The sequence below is a fragment of the Thermoleptolyngbya oregonensis NK1-22 genome (assembly GCF_032705245.1).
Lineage (GTDB): Bacteria > Cyanobacteriota > Cyanobacteriia > Elainellales > Elainellaceae > Thermoleptolyngbya > Thermoleptolyngbya sichuanensis.
This window is the reverse complement of sequence record NZ_CP053540.1, coordinates 5,012,632-5,032,661: the sequence shown is the minus strand read 5'-3', so window position 1 is coordinate 5,032,661 and position 20,030 is coordinate 5,012,632. Positions and strand designations below refer to the sequence as shown.

General features: G+C 59.5%; 14 protein-coding genes. 10 read left to right on the top strand and 4 right to left on the bottom strand.

What is annotated here, in order from left to right; genetic code table 11:
- Positions 1 to 611 precede the first annotated feature (611 nt).
- The 4 genes from HNI00_RS20970 to HNI00_RS20955 all read left to right on the top strand — a co-directional run bounded on the left by HNI00_RS20970 (position 612) and on the right by HNI00_RS20955 (position 8,203).
- Positions 612 to 4,337 carry a GUN4 domain-containing protein gene (locus HNI00_RS20970; RefSeq protein WP_316789183.1) on the top strand — a complete coding sequence of 1,242 codons (3,726 nt, stop codon included), beginning with the start codon at positions 612 to 614 and terminating at the stop codon, positions 4,335 to 4,337.
- A 277-nt stretch (positions 4,338 to 4,614) separates the two neighbouring features.
- A complete protein-coding gene (hisS, locus tag HNI00_RS20965; RefSeq protein WP_316789181.1) occupies positions 4,615 to 5,889 on the top strand; it encodes a histidine--tRNA ligase in 1,275 nt (424 codons plus the stop codon).
- Between the two features lie 91 nt (positions 5,890 to 5,980).
- The gene (locus HNI00_RS20960; RefSeq protein WP_316789179.1) at positions 5,981 to 7,462 is read left to right on the top strand and encodes a LapA family protein; all 1,482 of its coding nucleotides are present in this window, start codon (positions 5,981 to 5,983) and stop codon (positions 7,460 to 7,462) included.
- Between the two features lie 75 nt (positions 7,463 to 7,537).
- On the top strand, positions 7,538 to 8,203 hold the full coding sequence (locus tag HNI00_RS20955; protein ID WP_316789177.1) for a shikimate kinase: 666 nt from the start codon (positions 7,538 to 7,540) through the stop codon (positions 8,201 to 8,203).
- A 51-nt stretch (positions 8,204 to 8,254) separates the two neighbouring features.
- Here the strand turns inward: HNI00_RS20955 and HNI00_RS20950 are convergent, their stop codons facing one another.
- Entirely contained in the window at positions 8,255 to 9,280 is a 1,026-nt protein-coding gene (locus HNI00_RS20950; RefSeq protein ID WP_316789176.1) for a cysteine hydrolase family protein, read from the bottom strand.
- Positions 9,281 to 9,438: 158 nt separating this feature from the next.
- On the bottom strand, positions 9,439 to 10,227 hold the full coding sequence (locus HNI00_RS20945; protein WP_297080217.1) for an amino acid ABC transporter ATP-binding protein: 789 nt from the start codon (positions 10,225 to 10,227) through the stop codon (positions 9,439 to 9,441).
- Positions 10,228 to 10,629: 402 nt separating this feature from the next.
- Between HNI00_RS20945 and HNI00_RS20940 the strand changes: the two genes are divergently transcribed.
- The 6 genes from HNI00_RS20940 (at position 10,630) to HNI00_RS20915 (ending at position 18,466) form a co-directional block, all read left to right on the top strand.
- The gene (locus HNI00_RS20940; protein WP_316789173.1) at positions 10,630 to 11,460 is read left to right on the top strand and encodes a basic amino acid ABC transporter substrate-binding protein; all 831 of its coding nucleotides are present in this window, start codon (positions 10,630 to 10,632) and stop codon (positions 11,458 to 11,460) included.
- Between the two features lie 130 nt (positions 11,461 to 11,590).
- A complete protein-coding gene (locus HNI00_RS20935; protein ID WP_297080219.1) occupies positions 11,591 to 12,307 on the top strand; it encodes an amino acid ABC transporter permease in 717 nt (238 codons plus the stop codon).
- 370 nt (positions 12,308 to 12,677) lie between these two features.
- Positions 12,678 to 13,577, top strand: coding sequence for a transporter substrate-binding domain-containing protein (locus HNI00_RS20930; RefSeq protein ID WP_316789170.1), 900 nt, complete (start codon positions 12,678 to 12,680; stop codon positions 13,575 to 13,577).
- A 193-nt stretch (positions 13,578 to 13,770) separates the two neighbouring features.
- The gene (locus HNI00_RS20925; protein ID WP_316789168.1) at positions 13,771 to 15,468 is read left to right on the top strand and encodes a GH3 auxin-responsive promoter family protein; all 1,698 of its coding nucleotides are present in this window, start codon (positions 13,771 to 13,773) and stop codon (positions 15,466 to 15,468) included.
- 38 nt (positions 15,469 to 15,506) lie between these two features.
- Positions 15,507 to 16,220 carry an aspartyl/asparaginyl beta-hydroxylase domain-containing protein gene (locus HNI00_RS20920; protein WP_277774607.1) on the top strand — a complete coding sequence of 238 codons (714 nt, stop codon included), beginning with the start codon at positions 15,507 to 15,509 and terminating at the stop codon, positions 16,218 to 16,220.
- A gap of 122 nt (positions 16,221 to 16,342) precedes the next feature.
- Entirely contained in the window at positions 16,343 to 18,466 is a 2,124-nt protein-coding gene (locus HNI00_RS20915) for a thioredoxin domain-containing protein (RefSeq protein WP_420156410.1), read from the top strand.
- 55 nt (positions 18,467 to 18,521) lie between these two features.
- Here HNI00_RS20915 and cobD read toward each other — a convergent pair whose 3' ends face one another.
- Complete coding sequence (gene cobD / locus HNI00_RS20910) at positions 18,522 to 19,601, bottom strand: threonine-phosphate decarboxylase CobD (protein ID WP_420156409.1); 1,080 nt, start codon at positions 19,599 to 19,601, stop codon at positions 18,522 to 18,524.
- 119 nt (positions 19,602 to 19,720) lie between these two features.
- On the bottom strand, positions 19,721 to 19,996 hold the full coding sequence (locus HNI00_RS20905; protein WP_068509653.1) for an HU family DNA-binding protein: 276 nt from the start codon (positions 19,994 to 19,996) through the stop codon (positions 19,721 to 19,723).
- Positions 19,997 to 20,030 lie beyond the last annotated feature (34 nt).

Here is a 20,030-nt window from a genome sequence, read left to right as displayed (position 1 = left end):
AAAAGAGAGTCATCGATTTGGGTGCATCCCAGTTATGCAAATTCGCCCTCATCCCCCAACCCCTTCTCCCAAAACAGGAGAAGGGGGGCTGGCTTCAAAGTCCCTCTCCCGCTCTGGGAGAGGGATTTAGGGTGAGGGGTGCAAAAGTGGGATGCACTCATCGATTTTGCCTGTCCCATTGACCTGTCCCATGAACCTGTCCCATGAACCTGTCCCATTGACCCGTCCTAACTGGCTTGCCAGGGGCTATTTCATGTCCCCTTAACCTACGTCGATTCATAACATTAGGGATTATCTATTCACGATTCGTTTCATTTTCCGTTAACTTCCGTTACGCTCTGCCCTCCCGTTCCCTAAATTTCTGCCAACTGGGGCCGGGTGTCCCCAAAACGCCCCCCAACTGTACCCAGTTGTGCCCATTGCAACCGTACAAGTGCGCTATTTTGAAAAAATCACCGTATTCTTGAAGTTAAGCGTTCTGAAAATGAGGAAAGACGAGTAATTACCTGGCTTGCCCATTTTTCTGGAACTGTCAACCCGGAGCAGGTTGCTCCGGAATCGGGTGACCTTCCCAGCCGCACCAGATTCTACTGCTGGCTCAGGCGTTCACTATGGGGAAATATGCCCTGCTGATTGGGGTCAGCAACTACCAAAATCAGGATGCCGTCCGCCCATCTCCGAGCGCCCGAAACGATGTCAACGCGCTGCGGGAGGTTTTGCTGCATCCAGAAATCGGTGGCTTTGATGAAGCCCCGCAGGTGTTTGACCCCGACCGCATGGAGCTAGAGGAACGCATTGAGGAGTTTTTTCGCAAGTGCAGCGCCAACGATCTGGCGGTGATGTACTTTTCGGGGCGGGGGCTGCGCGACGATTTGGGGCGGGCCTATTTCGCGACCCGTTCCACCCGCCGCAACTCAGACGGACAACTGGTCAAAGCAACTGCCCTACCTGTGGGGCTTGTGCGCGATCTGTCGGGCAGCAGCCGCTCGCGCCAGCAGGTGATGATTCTAGACTGCGGCTTTAACGCTCAGGTAGACCCGGCCGTGGCGGCGCGGGCCAATGGCTCCTTTAGCCTTGGGCATCAGTTGGGAGCGCAGGGGCGGGTGATTTTGCTGGCGGCAGACGATGCGCCCGTGGTGCTGGATGACTGCGATCCGGATCTGTCGCTGTATACGCATCATCTGGTAGAAGGGATGACAACGGGCGCGGCGGATCAGGATCACGACGGCCAGGTGTCGGTGAAGGAACTGCACACCTATACGAGCGATCGCGTGCGACTGGTTTTGCCGACGATGCAGCCGGAACTGATTGCGCTCCGGGATGAAGACGGGGCGATCGCCCTCACCCGTGTTTTTCGTCAAGACCCCCGCCAGCGCTATCGGGAAGCAGTGCAGCGGCAGCTTGACCCCGACGGGCGACTGACTCCTGCATCCGTGGCGATTTTGAAACGGCAGCGATCGCAGTTTGGGCTGTCGGATGCCGATGCGCTCAGCGTCGAGGCAGAACTGATGCAGCCTTTCCGAGAACACGCCGAGCGCCTGCAAGACTATCGCCAGACGCTCAGCGCCGAACTGGCCCAGGCGTATCCGCTGTCTCCAACACAACTGGGTCGGCTGAGGGAATTGCAGCAGGTGTTGGAACTGTCGGATGAGGAAGTGGAGCCGATCCACGAGGCGCTGATGCAGCCCTACGCCGAGCGCGAAGCCGCCTACCGCACCCATCTGATTCAGTATGAGCAAGCCCTGACCAAGGCGCTGCTGCAAGCCGACCCGCCCAGTGGCGCGGTGCGCGATTGCCTGCGACAGCAGCAATCTGTGTGGGGACTGGCCGACGCAGACGTGGCCGCCATCGAACGGCGCGTGCAGCAGCAAATTCAGGAACGCCGCGAGCGCGATCGCCACAACCTGTTGCGCTATGAACAGGAATACGAAGCGGCGCTGCGGGCTAGCGAAACCCTTGGCCCCGCCGATCGGCTCAAGCTCGACAAGCTGCAACACGCGCTCGATCTGCGTCAGGTGCAAATCGACTCGGTGGAACAGCGCGTGCAGGCTCGGTTGCAGAAGGAACGGGCCGAACGGGAGGCGCGGCGACAGCAATATCAAGCGGCGTTTTTGCAGGCGATCGCCCAGGAGCCGACCCTGCGAAAATCCGAGCGCGATCGCCTCCAGACCTTGCAAACGCGCCTCCAGCTTAGCGATGCAGACGTGGAAGCCCTAGAGCAGGCCGCGCTGCTCCACCAGCGCCAGCAGCAGCACCAGCAAAATCTGAAACGCTACGAGCAGGCGATGGCCCAGCGCCTTAGGCTAGAGTGTCCCTTAAACGAGTCGAGCCTATCTGAACTAAAACTGATTCAGGAGTCTCTCATGCTGACGGATGAGGAAATTGCCGCAATTCAGCGCAAGCTAATGGCCCTGGCCGAAGCCCAGCGCCGCGCCCAGGCAGAAGCGCAGCCCCAACCTTTCGCCGCGGGTGTGCCGCCCGCATCGCCGGCCGGAAGCAATGCTGCCAGTCCCCCGCCTGCCGCTGTACCTGCCCCATCCGTGCCGCTGCCCCCGCCCACGGGCCAGCCCGCCCCGCCCCAGAGCTTTGTGCCGCAGCCCGGTTCGGCTGCCCCAGAACCGCTGAATTTGGGAGCGAATTTGGGGACGAACCTGGGGACGAATTTGGGGGAGACTCCCACAGGGATCACTTCGCGAATCGCCCCGCTGCCCCCGCCCTCACCAGCGTTTACCACGCCACCCGCCGTCGTTCCCGCTGCTCCGTCTGCTAATTCATCCACAAAGCCTGCGACGGCCCCGCCTCCATCCCCCCTGCTGCCCGACCCCTGGGAAACCTCACCAGAAGACTTGCCCACCGACGCGACTTCCAAGGCGACGGCTGATACGGCGGCTGACACGACAGCCGACAATGGCGCAGGCGCAAGCGCAGAGGCGGCGACAACCGCAGCGCCTCCCCTCCCGCCGGAATTCACCGAAACCACAGCCAGCGACCCGCCCCCGGCCGCTGCCGAATCCCAATCCGCCCCAGAATCCTCACCCGCGGCCACACCTGCGGAAAATGGCAGTGTGCCGCTGCCTCCGCCGTCCCCGCCGCCAGCCTCCGAAGCGCCGTTGTCTGACCTGCCGGAACCCCAGCTTCAGGTTGAGGCGTTTGTGGTCGCAGGGCTAGGACAAGCCCCCCCAGCCCCCGAAGCGCCGTTGCCGCCAGAGTCTGCCTCGCCGCCAGCGGGATCGCCTGAGTCTGCTGCCCCGGAGCCTGCTGCCTCTAAACCTTCGGTTCCCGATCCTGCACCTGATCCTGCAACGGAATCCGCACCCGCACCCGCCACCCCTGATGATTGGCTGGAGGACATTGCCACCCAAACCCCGCCGCCACCGCCCGATCTGGTCAATAGCATCGATGGCAGCGTGGACACGCCCGCCCCGCCAGCCGACTATCCAGAGGATGAACCAGAGGACTTGGGAGAACTGCCGCTGCCCGAAGGATGGTCAGCCGGAGTGCCGCCAGCTCTGGTTTCCCCAGGAGGTTCTGGGAATGGCGATCGCCCCCTTACAGAGGCCCCCCTTACAGATACCTCCCCTATAGATGCCCCCATTGCAGGCACTCCCATTGCAGACGCTTCCGCACCCCATCATCCCGACAACGCAATGCCACCCGCAGGCATCCCAGCCTGGGGCAATGGCGGAGTCCCCATGCCGCCAGGCCAGGTCATCACCGCCATCGACCCACCGCCAGGAATCATAACAGGGGGCGGCATGGCTCCAGCGCCCCAGCCCGTCCAGGCTCCAGCCGACCTGCTGCCCTCCGAGTGCGGCATCGACTACACCCGGCTGCAAGGGCTATTGCAGGAACGACTCTGGCTCGAAGCAGATAGATACACCTGTCACCTAATGCTCTTAGCCGCAGGTCGCCAAAAGCAGGACTGGCTCAACCCAGACTCCCTGGCCCGGTTTCCCTGCGTCGATTTGAACACGATCAACGGCCTGTGGCAGAAGTATAGCAACGGACATTTTGGCTTTACGACGCAGGAGCGCATCTATCAAGGACTGGGCGTTGAACTGCCCCACGCGCGGCGAGCGCTGGACTTTGCGGTGCTGGTGGATTGGGCCTGGAAGGGGGTGGGCGGCTCCTACGCGATGTTCAAGCCCTATAGACAACTGACCTTTGGTCTGCACGCGCCACCGGGGCATCTGCCCGCGCTGTGGTATTGGAAGCTGGGTCTTTGGTCTGGGTTCCGCTCTGGTTCCCTGGGCAAGATGCGCGATTTTGGGGGCGAGGACGAAATCCAAATGCTGGCGGCACTGATGGGGCGACTGTCGGACTGCAACATTCGCTAAAACCTGGGGCATCCCTGTCCCACCTGTTCAGGGTCTGCCCGATCAACCCCTCAACTCTGTTCCCCTGAACCCTGCTACACTGTGATGTTTGGAAGTTGGGAACTGGCAAGCTGCACGTTCCAGCCATCCACTGAAGCAGCACGTTAGGACTTACGCAGTTGGACGATTTCTCGCGGGCGCAGCCCGCGAGAAATCGTCCAAAACCCGGAAAACTTGTCGCAAGTGCGTAGGTCCTACACGTTTTATCCCGTTTTATTCAGAATTCAGAACAAAGGGCATGAGCGCAATTCAGGCGATTCGGGGCACGCGAGACATTTTGCCGGAGGAAGTGGGCTACTGGCAGCAGATCGAGGCGGCAGCCCGACAAATCCTGGGCAATGCGGGCTATCGCGAAATCCGCACGCCGATTTTTGAGCAAACCGAACTATTTGAACGCGGGATTGGCGAAGCCACCGATGTCGTGGGCAAGGAAATGTATACCTTCACCGATCGGGGCGATCGCTCTATTACCCTGCGCCCAGAGATGACGGCGGGCCTAGTGCGATCGCTCATCGAACACAAGCTGTATGCGGCGGGCAACACCCAGCGGCTCTGGTGCGTCGGCCCCGTGTTTCGCTACGAGCGGCCCCAGGCCGGGCGACAGCGCCAGTTTCACCAACTGGATGTAGAAGTCATGGGCAGCGCCGATCCCCGTGCCGATGCCGAGGTGATCGCCCTGGCGACGGACTTGCTGCAACATCTGGGGCTGAAAACGCTGACGATGGATTTGAACTCGGTGGGCACGCCCGCTGACCGCCAGCAGTATCGCGCCGCCCTAGTGGACTATTTCACGCCGTTCAAAGCCGAGCTAGATCCCGACTCTCAGGATCGGCTGACGCGCAACCCAATGCGAATCTTGGACAGCAAAGATGCCCGCACCAAGGAAATCGTCCAGGACGCACCCAGCATTCTCGACTACCTGAGCGCCGAGTCGCAGCAGCGGTTCGAGGCGGTGCAGCAGCGCCTCACTGACCTGGGCATTGCCTACCAGGTGAATCCCCGTCTGGTGCGCGGGCTAGACTATTACACCCACACCGCGTTTGAGATTCAGTCGGCAGACTTGGGCGCACAGGCAACGGTCTGCGGGGGCGGCCGCTATGACGGGCTGGTGGCAGAACTGGGCGGCCCCGAAACGCCCGCGGTCGGCTGGGGGCTGGGCATGGAGCGGCTGGTGCTGCTGCTGCAAAAACTGCATCCGGCGACCGAAGCCAGCGTCGATTTTTATGTGGTGTCTAAGGGCGATCGCCCCGAAGCCCAGTCGCTCCAGATTGCCCAAACGCTGCGTCGGCTAGGCTTTTCGGTCGATCTCGACCTGAGCGGCAGCGCCTTTGGCAAGCAGATGAAGCGGGCCGACCGCAGCGGCGCGGCCGCCTGCCTGATTCTGGGCGACGAAGAGGCAGAAACCGGCATGGTGCAGGTGAAATGGCTGGCATCGGGAGAGCAAGAGGCGATCGCCCAGGCCGACCTTGCTTCCAGGGCTGACCTGCTGCGCCAGCGACTTGGAAAACGCTAAAGCCCAAAAGCCCCCCTACACACTCGCTATGATGAATCTGCCAGCCCTCTACCCCGGTTCTCCCTGACCCCCAACCCCTCCTCTCCTACCCATGCGTCCGATCCTGCTTTTCCTCTTCATTGCCCTACTCGCCATCGTAGTGCTGCAAAACCTCTCGCCTTCGGTGGCGCTGACGTTCTTGGGGATGCAGACGGTGGCGCTGCCGCTGGCGGTGTGGCTGGTGGGGGCGGTGCTGGCGGGGGCCATCACAACGGTCTTGATGGCGACGCTGATTCGGTTTTTGGCGAACGGGCGATTCGCGAAGCGATCCTTACAGGAATCGCCCCGTCGCAAGGCCCGTCGCCCCAGCCGCAGCCCCTCCAGCACGCAGGGCGAACCCTGGACCCCGCCCCCCTGGACTGGCGGCTGGACAAAGCCGCTTGACCCAGAACCCGTTGATCGAGCAGGCAATGCGCCCCATCCGCGAGAAGCCGCCTGGGCCGCGGCCGAAGATGACTGGGAAAATCCCCGCCCCAGCAACGAATGGGACGACTGGGAAGACGCGCCGCGTGCTTCCACGGCAGGCAGCCGCACGGTGATTCAGGACGTACCCTATCGGGAAATTTCGCCGCCCATCGAGCCAGACCCCGCGTATCGCGATCGCCCCTACGAAGCAGCAGAATCGGCCTATCAATATCGCCCCTACGAGGCAGAAGCAGCGGCAGAGTCGGCCTATCAATATCACCCCTACGAAGTTGTCGAGGAGCCGCCAGAGACCGACGACTCCGCTGGCTATCAATATCGTCCCTACCTGGACGAGGAGCCAGAAGAGGAGCGCGAGGTCTGGGACGACTGGGAGGAAGAGCCGCCCGCCCAGCCCGCCTCGTCGCCTCCGCCGGAGGAGCCGCCCGCCGAACCTCGCCGCCCCATTGTGGAGATTAATCGAGAGCCAGAGACGGGCTATCGATCAGGCACGGTCTACTCCTTTAGCTATCGCCGCGCCCAGCCAGACACCCCCACCGATAACATCAAGGCTCCGCCAGACGAGTCTGCCCAGAGTTCTGCCCAGAGTTCCGCCCAAAGTTCCGCCCAGGGTTCCGCCCAGAATTCCGCTGAAGAGGCTTCATCGGAGACTCCTGCGGCAAGGTCGGCTGACCCCTCGACCGACCGTCTAGCCGATTCTGCAACCGCCAATCCACCCCATTCGCCCAAGGAATCCACAAAGCCCGGTTCGATTTACGAGGCAGACTTTCGGGTCGTTGCGCCCCCCAGCGACCCACGCCAAGAGCTGATCGCCCCGGTCATGGCGGAGGATAACGCAGACTGGGACGACGATGGCGATCGCCCCATTGCCCCCGACGACGACTATGACCGCAGCGATGGCGGCGAAGTGTGGGACGACGAAAGCTGGGGCGACGAAAGCTGGAGCGGGGCAGATGAGCCTGGGGCAAGGCGCGGGTCGCTGGATCGAGAAATTTGGGATGATTGGGACGATGACGAGGACGAAGAGAATGACGACGGGGACAATCCTCCTCCTCGCTCTGGGGGATCGGGGCGATCGCCAGAGGGAAACCCACCACTGCGGTTGGGATAAGATTAATGTTTACAGAGTCGCTGCTGGAATTTTTGCGGGTCATCTTCACCGACTTCTCGCCGCCCTTTTCACGCCATGAACGACACGCCGCCCAACGGCAAACCCACCGAATCGGAATCCCTGCTGCTTCACCTGTCCACCGATCACACCGTTCCTGCCGATGCCGAAACGACGGTGCGGCGGCTGCGGCGCACAAACCTCTATCTGGTGGGGATGATGGGCTGTGGCAAAACGACCGTCGGCCGCCTGGTGGCGCAAAAGCTGGGCTACCAGTTTTTTGACACCGACACGCTCATCGAGACTGCGACGCATCAGACCGTGGCGCAGGTGTTTGCCGAGCGCGGCGAAGCAGGATTTCGCGATCTAGAAACGCAAATTTTGGCGGAGCTGTCGTCCTACGCCTACGGCAGTCTGGCGATCGCCACGGGCGGCGGTGTGGTGCTGCGTCCCCAAAACTGGAGCTACCTGCACCACGGCATCGTTATCTGGCTGGATGTGCCCGCTGATCAGCTTTATTACCGCCTGCGCCACAGCACCACGCGCCCGCTGCTGCAAGACCCCGACCCGCGCCAGCGCATTCAGGAGTTACTGGATCAGCGCCGCTCGCTCTACGCCCAGGCAGATGTCCACGTCCAGCTTCGCGGCCGCGAGTCGCCCGAATTCGTGACGGCACGGGTGCTAGAGGCGATCGCCCGGGCCATTCGTCCTGAAGCCGAAGACCCCGAAGCCGAAGCAGAATAAACCCGCCCTGCCCGATCTCCCTCTGAAATATTTTCCTGAAATATCTTCCCCTTACTGAAGCCAGCTTGCCATCGGCTCAGTAGACTTCACGCGATGCATCCCTGCGGCGGCAAAGCGCTCGTAGGCAGCATCGGCCGCGTCGGTAAAGTCCACCACGCCAGGAACGACGACAGGCGAACTGCAATCTTCCAGCAGATAAATCCGATCCGCTAGCTTGGGATGAATCGCCTGGATCTCCGTCAGCAGGTCGTCGATCGTCCAGGCGACGCAGTGGCTCTTGGCCTGTCCGGCAATCAGCACCGCGTCGAAGTCCAGCAGCATGGAAATCAGCGGCAGATTCTTTTGGGCGATCGCCCGCTGTTGGGCATCTTCGGTCACTTCGGGCTTTAGCACCGAGTAGTTTTCCGTCAGCGGATGGCCGCCCTTGAGTTCAAACAAGGTCTGCGCTTGGCGGGCAATGCTGTGAAAAAAGCAGGCCTCCTCCACCGCCGACACCAGCGCGTGCCCAATGCCGCCCAGCATGGAGTGGTAGGGCCAAATGGTGAGCGGGTATTTGCCATCCTGGCTCAGCTTGCGGACGTAGTAGAGGGCGTAGGCTTGCAGGCTGTCTGCGGTGCCGTAGGCGATATTGGGGGCGATCGCCGGATTCACGCGCCACACGCCCGTTTCTACATCCTCCAGCGAAATCATCGTCATCGCGGGCGGATGCTCCCCAGCCTCATTGATCCAGAACACTGCATGGAAAATCTGGGTTGCGGTGTGGGTGTCCATCGTGGCGGCGATCGCCGTAATGCTGCCCAGGTTGCGATAGATAAACTCACACAGCCGCACGTTATCGTCCACCGCGCCCCGGCCCGATCGCCCCCCCACAAACAGTTCATAGTCGGGAATGCAGAACGTATTCTGCACGTCGATCGCCAGCAAACACACCCGCTTCTCATCCATCACCGCTGGCGTTAATTCATGCTCCTTTGCCCACAGCGCTGCCTGGGCCGCCCGCATTTCGTAGGGCACACGCCAAACTTCGCCCACGCGCTGCGGGTCGAAAAAGGTGGGAACGGGGAGGGGGGAGGGCATAGACAAGGTCGGAGAAAAGGGCGGATCGAAGCGTTGGCGCGAGAGCAGATTCACCATAAAGTGATCACTGTGTAAAAGTGATCGCCGTATACAGCGATACATAGCGATCCTCTGCCCTCATGCCGTCACTCTATCACGCAAATTATCACGCGAAACCCTCACACGCGGGCAAACGACATCCGGCTGAGAAACGCCCGCAGGCGATCGCTCTGGGGCGCATCTAGCACCTGCCGCGCCGGGCCTTCTTCTTCGACCTGGCCCTGGTTGAGAAACAGGACGCGGTCGGCCACTTCGCGGGCAAACTGCATCTCGTGGGTCACAATCACCATCGTCATCCCCTCTTCGGCGAGTTGCTGCATGACTAACAGCACTTCGCCCACCAGTTCTGGGTCGAGGGCGCTGGTCGGTTCGTCGAATAGCATGATCTTGGGCTTCATGCAGAGGGCACGGGCGATCGCCACGCGCTGCTTTTGCCCGCCAGAGAGCATTTCGGGATAGACTTCGGCCTTTTCGCCCAGGCCCACTTTTTCCAGCAAGATCCGCGCCGTCTGCCGCGCCTCTTTGTCGGACAGGCCCAGCACCTTGCGCGGAGCCAGCGTCAGGTTATCCAGCACCGTCATGTGGGGAAACAGGTTGAACTGTTGAAACACCATCCCCACCTGGGCATGGAGCAGGCGCAGGTCGGCCGCGCTGAGGACGCTGCCCGCCGACAGGTCAATCCCGTTCACCACCAGCCGCCCGCTGTTGATCGTTTCCAGATGGTTAAAACACCGCAGCAGCGTGCTTTTGCCGCAGCCCGACGAGCCAATCACCGCCACGACTTCGCCGGGGTTGATATGGCCGCTGATGCCGCGCAGCACCTTCAGTTGTCCAAAACGTTTTTCCACCTGAGCAAACTCAATCGCAGGCGTGGCGGTGGCGTTGGGCGAAATCAGACGGTCGTTCATGGGCGGTGCAGGCTGGGATAGCAGGAGAAGTAACCAAAAGGGGCAGAAATAGTGCTGTAGGCAACGGAATTTCGCCCGCGGTCAGCAGACGATGCAGTTTTAGCACAGGCGATCGCTTCTACGGAGATGCGACGGCTACGGTCGGCTATTTTTTAGGTCTGATTTAGGTCTGATCTGGTTATGTTTCTGGCTAAATCTTTTGAGCAAATTGTTTAACGATCTGTACCATCTTTGCGCGAGAAATGGGCGATCGCCTGTACAATTTCAGTCTCTCAAGGCAAACGACAATCCGCCTATCCCATTGGGATTTTGTAATTTTTGGAACCCTGCTTTGGGGAATCCTGTAACGTTTAGTAACTTTAGGCTAGTAACTTTAGGCAAGTTTAGGAGCGTTCGATTTTCATGCTGAGATTCACTCGTATTCGCTGGCGGGCGCTGGGGCTAGGGCTGCTGAGCTTGGTCTGTGTGGTGCTGTTTGCGGCCTGCGGGGGCAGTGCGCCAACCGCCGACAGCGGCTCTCCGTCAACCGCCGACGCGGCTCCGCTGAAGGTGGCGCTCGACCCCACCTTTCCGCCATTCCAATCCCAAACGGGCGCGGGCCAGTTTGAGGGTTTTGACATTGACCTGATGAATGCCGTGGCCGAGGCAGGCGGCTTCACGATGAACATGGAAGGTCTACCCTTTGACGGCATTATTCCGGCGCTTCAGGCGGGCACGATTGATGCCACCATCAGCACCATGACCATCACCAAAGAGCGGGCCGAAGTGGTGGACTTTTCGCGTCCCTATTTCAAAGCAGGGCTGGCGATCGCCGTTCAGGACGGCAACACCGACATCACGGGCTTTGATTCCTTGAGCGGCAAGAAAATCTCTGCCCAAATTGGCACAACGGGCGAGGCCGAAGCCCGCAAGTCTGGCGCAAGCGAAGTCCGCACCTTCGACAGCACGCCGATTGCCCTGCAAGAACTGTCGAACGGCAACGTCGATGCCACCATTAGCGACGCACCGGCCATCCTCTACGCCATCAAGAGTGGCGGCGTGCGCGGTGTGAAGGTTGTCGGCGAACTGCTCACCGAAGAGTTCTACGGCATCGCCACGCCCAAGGGGTCGCCCAACCTGGCAAAAATCAACGCGGGCCTGCAAACCATCATTGCCAACGGCAAATACAAAGAGATTTACCAAAAATGGTTTGATGGCGAACCGCCGGTGTTGCCCGAAGCCGCACCGATTTAGTCGCTCTAGGTGAATCGTGGGCCGATCGCGTCCGCGATTCACAGTTAGCTTCACAACTAGATTCACAATTCACAGTTAGCTTCACAACTAGATTCATAATTATCTGTTTACTTGTTTTTAAGGAAACACCGTGCAGCGATCGCTCGAAGTCATTCTCAACGCGCTCCCCAGCCTTTACCTCGGAGCCATTACCACCCTCCAACTCACCATCGTCTCGATCTTGCTGGGGCTGGTGTTGGGGTCGGTGCTGGCGATCCTGCGGCTGTCGCCGTCGCGCTTGGTGCGGCTGGGGGCGATCGCCTATATCGACTTTTTCCGGGGCACGCCGCTGCTGGCGCAGTTGTTCATGATTTATTTCGGGCTGCCCAGCCTGCTGCAAGGCATGGGCATCGGGCTAAAGTTCAACCAGTGGACTGCGGCAATCCTCGCGCTCAGCCTCAACGGAGCCGCCTACATTGCCGAAATCGTGCGGGCGGGCATCCAGTCGATCGAACTGGGGCAGCGAGAGGCCTCGCAATCTTTGGGACTGGGGCCCCTGCAAACCCTGCGCTATGTGGTGTTTCCGCAGGCGTTTCGCCGGATGATTCCGCCCTTGGGCAATGAGTTTATCAGCCGCCTCAAGGACACGAGCCTGGTAGCGGTGATTGGCTTTGAGGAACTGCTGCGGCGGGGGCAGTTGGTCGTGGCGCAGACCTATCGGGCGTTTGAAATTTACTTTGCAGTGGCGCTGGTCTATCTGCTGCTGACGCTCCTCTCGTCTCAGTTCTTCAGCTTTTTGGAGCGCTGGATGAACCCGGTGGAAAAGCTGAAGCGACAGGCATTGCGGGTTCACGAACAGGAAAGCTGAAGCAAGCTGAGCCTCTCGGTGTCTTTGGGAAAGTCAGGACATACGCACTTGCGATCAGCTCTCTGGATTTTGGACAATTTCTCGCAGGCTGCGCCTGCGAGAAATTGTCCAACTGCGTAGATCCCAAAAGTTTCAACATTTTTTGCATGAGCTTAAAAAATGTTGGCAGTTTTGCTAATCTGTGCAGAATCCATTCCACAATTAATTCACTTCACAATTTGGGCAGGGTTGGGCAGGGCCACAATTTGGGCAGGGCGCGAGATCCCCGTTCCGCAATCTCCACCCAAAATCCAAAACCCAAAATCCCCAATCCCCAATCCAAAATCCCCATTCCCGCTTGCAGCCCCCAGCGCCAGGAGACTTTGTTGCGATGGTTTTTCCTGATTTCGTCCGATTCCCCCGATTCGTGCGATCGCTCTTTTTTATCCTGCTGGGTCTAACGTTCACGGTTGCGATCGCCGCCTGTAGCGCCCCCACGCCGCAAGCCGTTGCACCGGGTTCGACGATGCGCGTCGCAGTTGTGCCCAACTATCCACCGTTCGCTTTTAAAGCGGCGGATGGCCAGCTCCAGGGCTTTGAGATTGACCTGATGGATGCCTTTGCTGAAGCCACCCAAACCCAGGTGGAATATGTACCGCTGCCGTTCTTCGACGATGTGATGCGGGAACTGTATGGCAACGATGTCGATATGGCGATCGCCGCCATCACCATCACCCCCGAACGGCAGCGCGTCGCCGATTTTTCGCGCCCCTATTTCAAATCCGGCATGGCGATCGCCGTCCGCGACAGTGAAACCAGCATCACCAACCTCGACAGTTTGACAGGCAAGCGCATCGGGGTTGAAACGGGAACTGTTCAAGCCAGCATTGCCCGCACCATCCCCAACGCTACCGTCATCGGCTATGACAGCAGCAAAACCGCCTGGAATGAACTGCTGCAAGGCAAAGTGGATGCCGTCATCAGCGGCGAAACCGCAGCCTCCTACGCCATCCAAACGGGCAGCGTGCGCGGTATGAAGCTGGCAGGCGAGCCGTTCACCGATGAATTTCTGGGCATTGCAATGCCCAAAAACTCGCCCAACCGAGACTTTGTCAATAGCGGCCTTGCCTCCCTGATCGACAGCGGCAAATACGCCGAACTCTATCGCAAATGGTTTGACCGAGAGCCGCGCCCGCTGCCTGAGAAAATTGAAGGCGTTGGCTCGGACGGCGTACCCGATTTTCCCTCGCCTCGCCGCCCCGCCCGCTGGACGCTTCCCAAAGCGGCCTAATCACCCGTTTGCATGAATCGCCACTGCGTTCCAATTCATAGAATCTGACCATTCAAATCTGGATGGCACAATGCCCACTTTTGTGGCTCTACCCAAAGTGGAACAGTTGTGTCAATTTCCAAGTCTTGTGAATGATAGATTGGCCTGCATCCTGCGGGATGAATACTTGTAACGTGGTGTGAGTTGCGAATTCATGGGGAGTCTTTTGCTTTCACTGGTGAAGGCTGCTGCGCGTCGGAAGAAAAATCGGTTTGTCCAGCAAACCAAGAATGTCGCAGCAGTTCAAGAGAAGTTTTTACTGGACTTATTGCGCTGCTATCAAAACACGGAACTAGGGCAGCACTTGGGGTTGGCAAATATCAAAAGCGTAGAGCAGTTTCGGCGGCAGGTGCCGATTTCGCCCTACACGGTTTATGAACCCTACGCTCAGCGCGTCGCCCAAGGCATTCCCAATGTCCTGACCCCCGACCCGGTGGTGTACATCAACATGACCAGCGGCACTACGGGACGGCAAAAGCTGATTCCGGCGACGAAGCGATCTCGCCGAATGCTCTCGAAGGCAAACCAGGTCAGCACGGGCTTTATGGTAGCCGCAGCAGAAGAACGCGGGCTACCCCTGGGCAAAATGCTGATGACGAGTTCGGCGCGGATATTCGGCACCACCGAAGGCGGCATTCCCTACGGCCCCATCAGTGCAGGCACTGTGATTCATAGCGGCTGGCTGTACAAGCAGATTTTTGCCCATCCCTATGAAACGCTGTTCATCGGCGACAGCACAGCACGGCATTATGTCTGTCTATTATTTGCGCTGCGGGATGCCAACCTGTCGCTGCTGGGGGCGACGTTCCCGGTGACGGCGCTGCAACTGTGCGACTATCTGGAGTGCTACGGCGCAGAGTTGGTTGAAGATTTGGATCAAGGGGCGATCGCCCCTTGGCTGGATCTAGAACCACATCTCCGTGCCAAACTAGAACGCCAGCTCAAGCCCGCCCCTCAGCGCGCTGCCCAACTGCGAGCCATCCTCAAAACCCACGGCACGCTCACGCCCAAACTTGCCTGGCCCGGGCTTTCCCTGATTGTCACTGCACGCGGCGGTACCTCCAGTTTCTACCTGGAGCGCTTCCCCCACTACTTTGGCAATACGCCCGTCTTTGGCGGCATCTATTCCTCCGCCGAAGCCACCTACGGCGTGTATCACGACATCGACCGCGATGGCACCGTCCTGGCTATCGAAAGCGGCTTTTTTGAATTTCTCCCCGAAGATCAGTGGGGCTTGGAAAATCCTCAAACCCTGCTGCCCCATGAGGTGCTGCTGGGCAAGCGCTATCGCATCGTCGTCACCAATTACAACGGGCTATACCGCTACGACAATGGCGATGTTGTAGAAATTCTCGGCTTCTATAACCAGGCTCCGATCGTCATCTTTCGCCATCGGCTGGGCGGGCTGCTGTCTTCCACGACCGAAAAAACAACCGAGTTTCATGCGATCCAGGTAATACAAGCCCTCCAGCACGAATTCGACCTGTCGCTGGCAAACTTCTGCATCACGCTATCCGAACATGAAGTGCCGCCCCACTATCTAGTCAACGTAGAACTGGCACCGGGGCAGACCCTTGCCGATCCAGAGCGATTCTTGCAGCGGTTTGACGAAATCTTGAAAGAGGTGCATCTGTCCTATGCCAAAAAGCGGGCAGATGTAGTGCCGCCGCCGCGCTTGCGAATCTTGGCACCGGGCAGCTTTGAAACGTTGCGTCAGCGCTTGCTCCAGCGGGGGATTCCCGAAGCCCATCTCAAGTTTCCCCACATCACCGAAGACCGCCAATATTTGGCAGGATTAACCGTAGAGCGCGAAGTCCGCATGGCGGAAGAACGGGTCGGCCTTAGAGGATAGCTGCGGAGTCAGTCACAAAGGAAATATTAACCAGCACTATGGGAAGCACGCTAACGGAAGTCGTCAAATTTATCGAGAGCAAGGTTCCGGAGTATTCGATCGTCGGCGAGTCGGTGTTCTTTAGCAAAGAGCAGTTTCCCTGGGCCGAGCGCCTGGAGGCAAACTGGCAGGTGATCCGCAAAGAGCTGGATCAGGTGATGGAATATGCCGACGCACTGCCCAACTTTCAGGACATTTCGCCCCGGCAGCACCGCATCGCCAACGACGACCGCTGGAAGACCTTTTTCTTTTGGGCGTTTGGCTTTCGCTCGGAACCAAACTGCAAGCGCTGCCCAGAAACCGTGAAGCTGCTGGAAACCATTCCGGGGCTAAAGGTCGCCTTCTTTTCGATCCTCGCGCCAGGGAAGCACATCCCGCTGCACCGAGGCAAGCACAAGGGACTGATCCGCTATCATCTGGCGCTGAAGGTGCCCGAACCCCGCGAGAACTGCCGCATTGAAATCAATGGGCAAACTGCCTATTGGGAAGAAGGCAAGAGTCTGATTTTCGATGACACCTACTATCACCAGGTGTGGAACGACACGGATGATTATCGCGTGGTGCTGTTTCTCGACATTGCCCGCCCGCTGCGTTTCCCGATGTCTCTGGTGAATTGGACGGTGAACAGCATCCTCGGCTATACGCCCGTTATTCAGGTGGCGCGGGGCAACCATCAGACCTGGGAGAAGCAGTTTGAGGAGATGTTGAAGTAAGAGGGAAGAGGGAAGAACGAAGAACGAAGAGGGAAGAACGAAGAGGGAAGAACGAAGAGGGAAGAGGGTGGGATGATGGGGGAGGGGAATCGACGACCCTGATGTTCTAATACTCCCAATTTCTGATGAACCGACTTGCAAACGCCCAAAGCCTGTATCTGCGGAAGCACGCGGAGAATCCGATTGACTGGTGGCCGTGGTGTGAGGAGGCGATCGCCCTAGCGCGGCGGGAGAATTTGCCGATTTTTTTGTCGATTGGCTACTCAAGCTGTCACTGGTGTACGGTGATGGAGGGCGAGGCGTTTTCTAACCTGGAAATTGCCGACTATATGAATGCCCACTACGTTGCTATCAAGGTCGATCGGGATGAGCGGCCAGACGTAGACAGCATCTATATGCAGGCGCTGCAAATGATGACCGGGGCGGGCGGCTGGCCGCTGAATGTGTTTCTCGATCCAGAAACGCTGCTGCCGTTCTATGGTGGGACTTATTTTCCAGTGAATCCGCGCTATGGGCGGCCGGGTTTTTTGCGGGTGTTGCAGGAGTTGAAGCGGATCTATGAGAGCGATCGCCCCCGGCTGCAATCCGTTCAGGCAGAGATTCAGGCGCGATTTCAGCAGACGGCAGCCCTGTCAGCGGCGGAGTCGCTGGACGATGTGCTGTTGCAAAAGGGCTTGCAATACTGCGCGGGCATCCTGTCGGCCAGAGACATGGGCCCCAGTTTTCCGATGATTCCCTACGCAGAGGCGGCGCTGCGGGGCATCCGGTTTGCCGACTCGGAGCCGCTGGAAGATGTAACCGTCCGCTATGATGCGCGGGAACAGTGCCGCCAGCGGGGGCTAGATCTGGCGCTGGGGGGCATTTTTGACCATGTAGCGGGTGGTTTTCATCGCTATACCGTAGACCCGACCTGGACTGTGCCCCACTTTGAAAAGATGCTCTACGACAATGGGCAAATTGTGGAGTATCTGGCGAACCTATGGGCGGCGGGAATGCAGGAGCCGGCCTTTGAACGGGCGATCGCCCTCACAGTGCAGTGGCTCCAGCGGGAAATGACCGCACCGGAGGGCTACTTCTACGCCGCGCAGGATGCCGATAGCTTTGTGAACGCAGACGATGGCGAACCGGAGGAGGGCGCGTTTTATGTGTGGCGCTATGCCGACCTAGAAGCGCATCTCTCCGAACCTGCGCTGCAAGCCCTGACGGAACACTTCGCGATCACGCCAGCGGGAAACTTTGAAGGGAAAATCGTGCTTCAGCGGCGGCAGCCGGGAAATCTGCCCGATTCGGTCGAGGAATCCCTGGCGGCACTGTTTGCGGTTCGCTACGGCAGCGCTCCGGGCGTTGCCCCCTTTCCGCCCGCCCGCAACAACGACGAAGCCAAAACCCACGCCTGGCCGGGCCGCATTCCCGCCGTCACCGACACCAAAATGATCGTCGCCTGGAATAGCCTGATGATTTCCGGGCTGGCCCGCGCGGCGGCAGTGTTTCAGCGAGAAGACTATTTTCACCTGGCCAACCGTGCCGCCGACTTTATCTGGCAGCATCAAATTGTCGGCGATCGCCTGCATCGGCTGAATTATGACGGCGCAGTGAGCGTGCTGGCCCAGTCCGAAGACTATGCCCTGCTGATCAAGGCGCTGCTGGATCTGGATCAGGCGGCGTTGGCACTAGCCTCGCGGAGCGATATCGCCCTTGCGCCCATTGCCTCCGGCGACCTGCCCGTGCATTTCCTCGATCGCGCCCTGACGCTGCAAGCCGAATTTGACGCATACCTGGGCAGCGACGAAGGCGGCTATTACAACACCGATGCCCGTGCGGATCTGATCCTCCGCGAACGCAGCTACGATGACAGCGCCGTGCCCGCGGCCAATGGCGTGGCGATCGCCAACCTGATCCGCCTGTTCCTCCGTGCCGGACGGCTGGACTATCTGGACAAAGCCCAGCACGCGCTCCAGAGTTTCGGCAGCGTCATGGAAAAAACGCCGCAGGTCTGCCCCAGCCTGTTCATCGCGCTGGACTGGCTGCAAACCTATACGCTGGTCAAAACATCAGGCGATCGCCTCCCGTTCCTGCTGAGCCAGTACCATCCCACAACGATGGTCGCCGCAGAATCAAGCCTCCCCGCCGAGTCCATCGGCCTCGTTTGCCAGGGGCTTAGCTGCAATGAGCCAGCCCGCAGTGTGGCGCAACTGCTGGAGCAGCTTCGGCAAAGTGAAAAACGAAAAATGAAGAACGAAAAATGAAAAGTAAAACGCTCTTCTCTCTTCGTTCTTCCCTCTTCGTTCTTCCCTCTTCCCTTCACCCTGCTTTTACTGCGTTTGCCAAAGCTTCCAGCAACCGCTGATTCTCCGCCTTTGTTCGCACGGCAACGCGAAAGAAGCGATCGCCCAGTTCGGGAAAGCTGGTGCAGTGGCGAATCAAAATCTGGTGCTGCTGGAGCAGGTGGGTTTGTAAGTCGGTAGCAGATCTGTCGGTTTGCACCAGGAGATAGTTGGCAGCGCCGGGGAGGGGATGCAGACCCGGCAGAGCCGCGAGTCCGTCGAAAAGCTGCTGACGGGCAGGGGGCAGCCAACTCCAGGTGCGCTGCTGAAAAGCTGTGTCGGTCAGGGCGGCGATCGCCGCAGCGGCGGCCAGAGAATTCACGCTCCAGGGATCGCGCCACTGCTGCCAACGCTGCAATCGGTCGGGATGGGCGATCGCATAGCCCAGGCGCAGCCCCGGCAGGCTATAAAACTTCGTGAGCGATCGCACAATCACTAAATTCGGATATTGCTCTACCCACGCCAGCAGGCTGGTTTGGGACTGTGCTTCTGGCGGCAAGAAGTCCATAAAAGCTTCGTCCAGCACCACCAGCGGCGACTCGTCCAGCAGCGCCCGGATGGTCTCGCGGGATAGCAGGGTTCCGGTGGGGTTGTGGGGGCTGTTGAGCAGCCAGCCGGAGTGAGGGCGGGGGCTTAGAGGCATGGGGATGGCTTGCTCTAAGGCTCCATCCATCGTCAGGCGAGCGACCGTCAGGCGATCCACCGCTAGAGGGATTTTCTCCACGTTGGCCCCAAAGGCCCGCAGGGCGCGGAGATAGTCGCCAAAGGCAGGTGTAAGCAGCCGCACGGTATCCAATGTGGCCAGGTCGCGGGCGGCCCAGGTGAGCAGTTCGGCGGCTCCGTTGCCGGGCAAGATCCAGTCGGGGGAAAGATGGTGGAACGCGGCGATCGCCCGTCGCAGATCTGCATAGCTGGGGTCAGGATAGTGGCGCAGATCGCCCAGGTGAGCCTGGATCGCGGCGATCGCCGACGGGGGCGGCCCCAGCGGATTGATGCTGGCCGAAAAGTCCAAAATTAAATGGGGAGAACAACCCGCCAGAGCCGCAGCCCAGGCAATGTTCCCCCCATGTGCAGGTTGGGCAGCCCCAGCGCGTTGAGAATCTGAGCGCTGCGAGTTGGATGGTGGCCGGTTGAGATCTTGCCAATCTTGCAACGAATTTTGCACGAGGCCGCTTGCTATTTTGCCACCAGGTCTTTGAACAGTTTGCCCGCCGAAAAGGCAGGCACTTTGGTCGCCGGAATTTTCATCGCCTCGCCCGTTTTGGGGTTGCGGCCTTCCCGTTCCTTGCGCTCACGGGGTTCAAAAGACCCAAACCCCACCAGCGTCACCTTCTCACCCTTCGACACCGCTTCCATGATCGAATCAATCGCGGCAGACAGCACTGCGTCGGCCTGTTTCTTCGTCACGTTTGCCTTTTCGGCTACGGCATCAACCAATTCACCTTTATTCATGAGAATCTCCTTCGATTAGATTATCCAGGATTCA

Bases quoted from the DNA above. Each gene is read 5' to 3' on its own strand.
- HNI00_RS20950 (WP_316789176.1), bottom strand. From the start codon at position 9,280: ATGCCCTCCCCCCTCCCCGTTCCCACCTTTTTCGACCCGCAGCGCGTG.
- HNI00_RS20920 (WP_277774607.1), top strand. From the start codon at position 15,507: ATGGGAAGCACGCTAACGGAAGTCGTCAAATTTATCGAGAGCAAGGTT.
- HNI00_RS20925 (WP_316789168.1), top strand. From the start codon at position 13,771: ATGGGGAGTCTTTTGCTTTCACTGGTGAAGGCTGCTGCGCGTCGGAAG.
- HNI00_RS20970 (WP_316789183.1), top strand. From the start codon at position 612: ATGGGGAAATATGCCCTGCTGATTGGGGTCAGCAACTACCAAAATCAG.
- hisS (WP_316789181.1), top strand. From the start codon at position 4,615: ATGAGCGCAATTCAGGCGATTCGGGGCACGCGAGACATTTTGCCGGAG.
- HNI00_RS20940 (WP_316789173.1), top strand. From the start codon at position 10,630: ATGCTGAGATTCACTCGTATTCGCTGGCGGGCGCTGGGGCTAGGGCTG.
- HNI00_RS20945 (WP_297080217.1), bottom strand. From the start codon at position 10,227: ATGAACGACCGTCTGATTTCGCCCAACGCCACCGCCACGCCTGCGATT.
- HNI00_RS20960 (WP_316789179.1), top strand. From the start codon at position 5,981: ATGCGTCCGATCCTGCTTTTCCTCTTCATTGCCCTACTCGCCATCGTA.
- HNI00_RS20905 (WP_068509653.1), bottom strand. From the start codon at position 19,996: ATGAATAAAGGTGAATTGGTTGATGCCGTAGCCGAAAAGGCAAACGTG.
- HNI00_RS20955 (WP_316789177.1), top strand. From the start codon at position 7,538: ATGAACGACACGCCGCCCAACGGCAAACCCACCGAATCGGAATCCCTG.
- HNI00_RS20930 (WP_316789170.1), top strand. From the start codon at position 12,678: ATGGTTTTTCCTGATTTCGTCCGATTCCCCCGATTCGTGCGATCGCTC.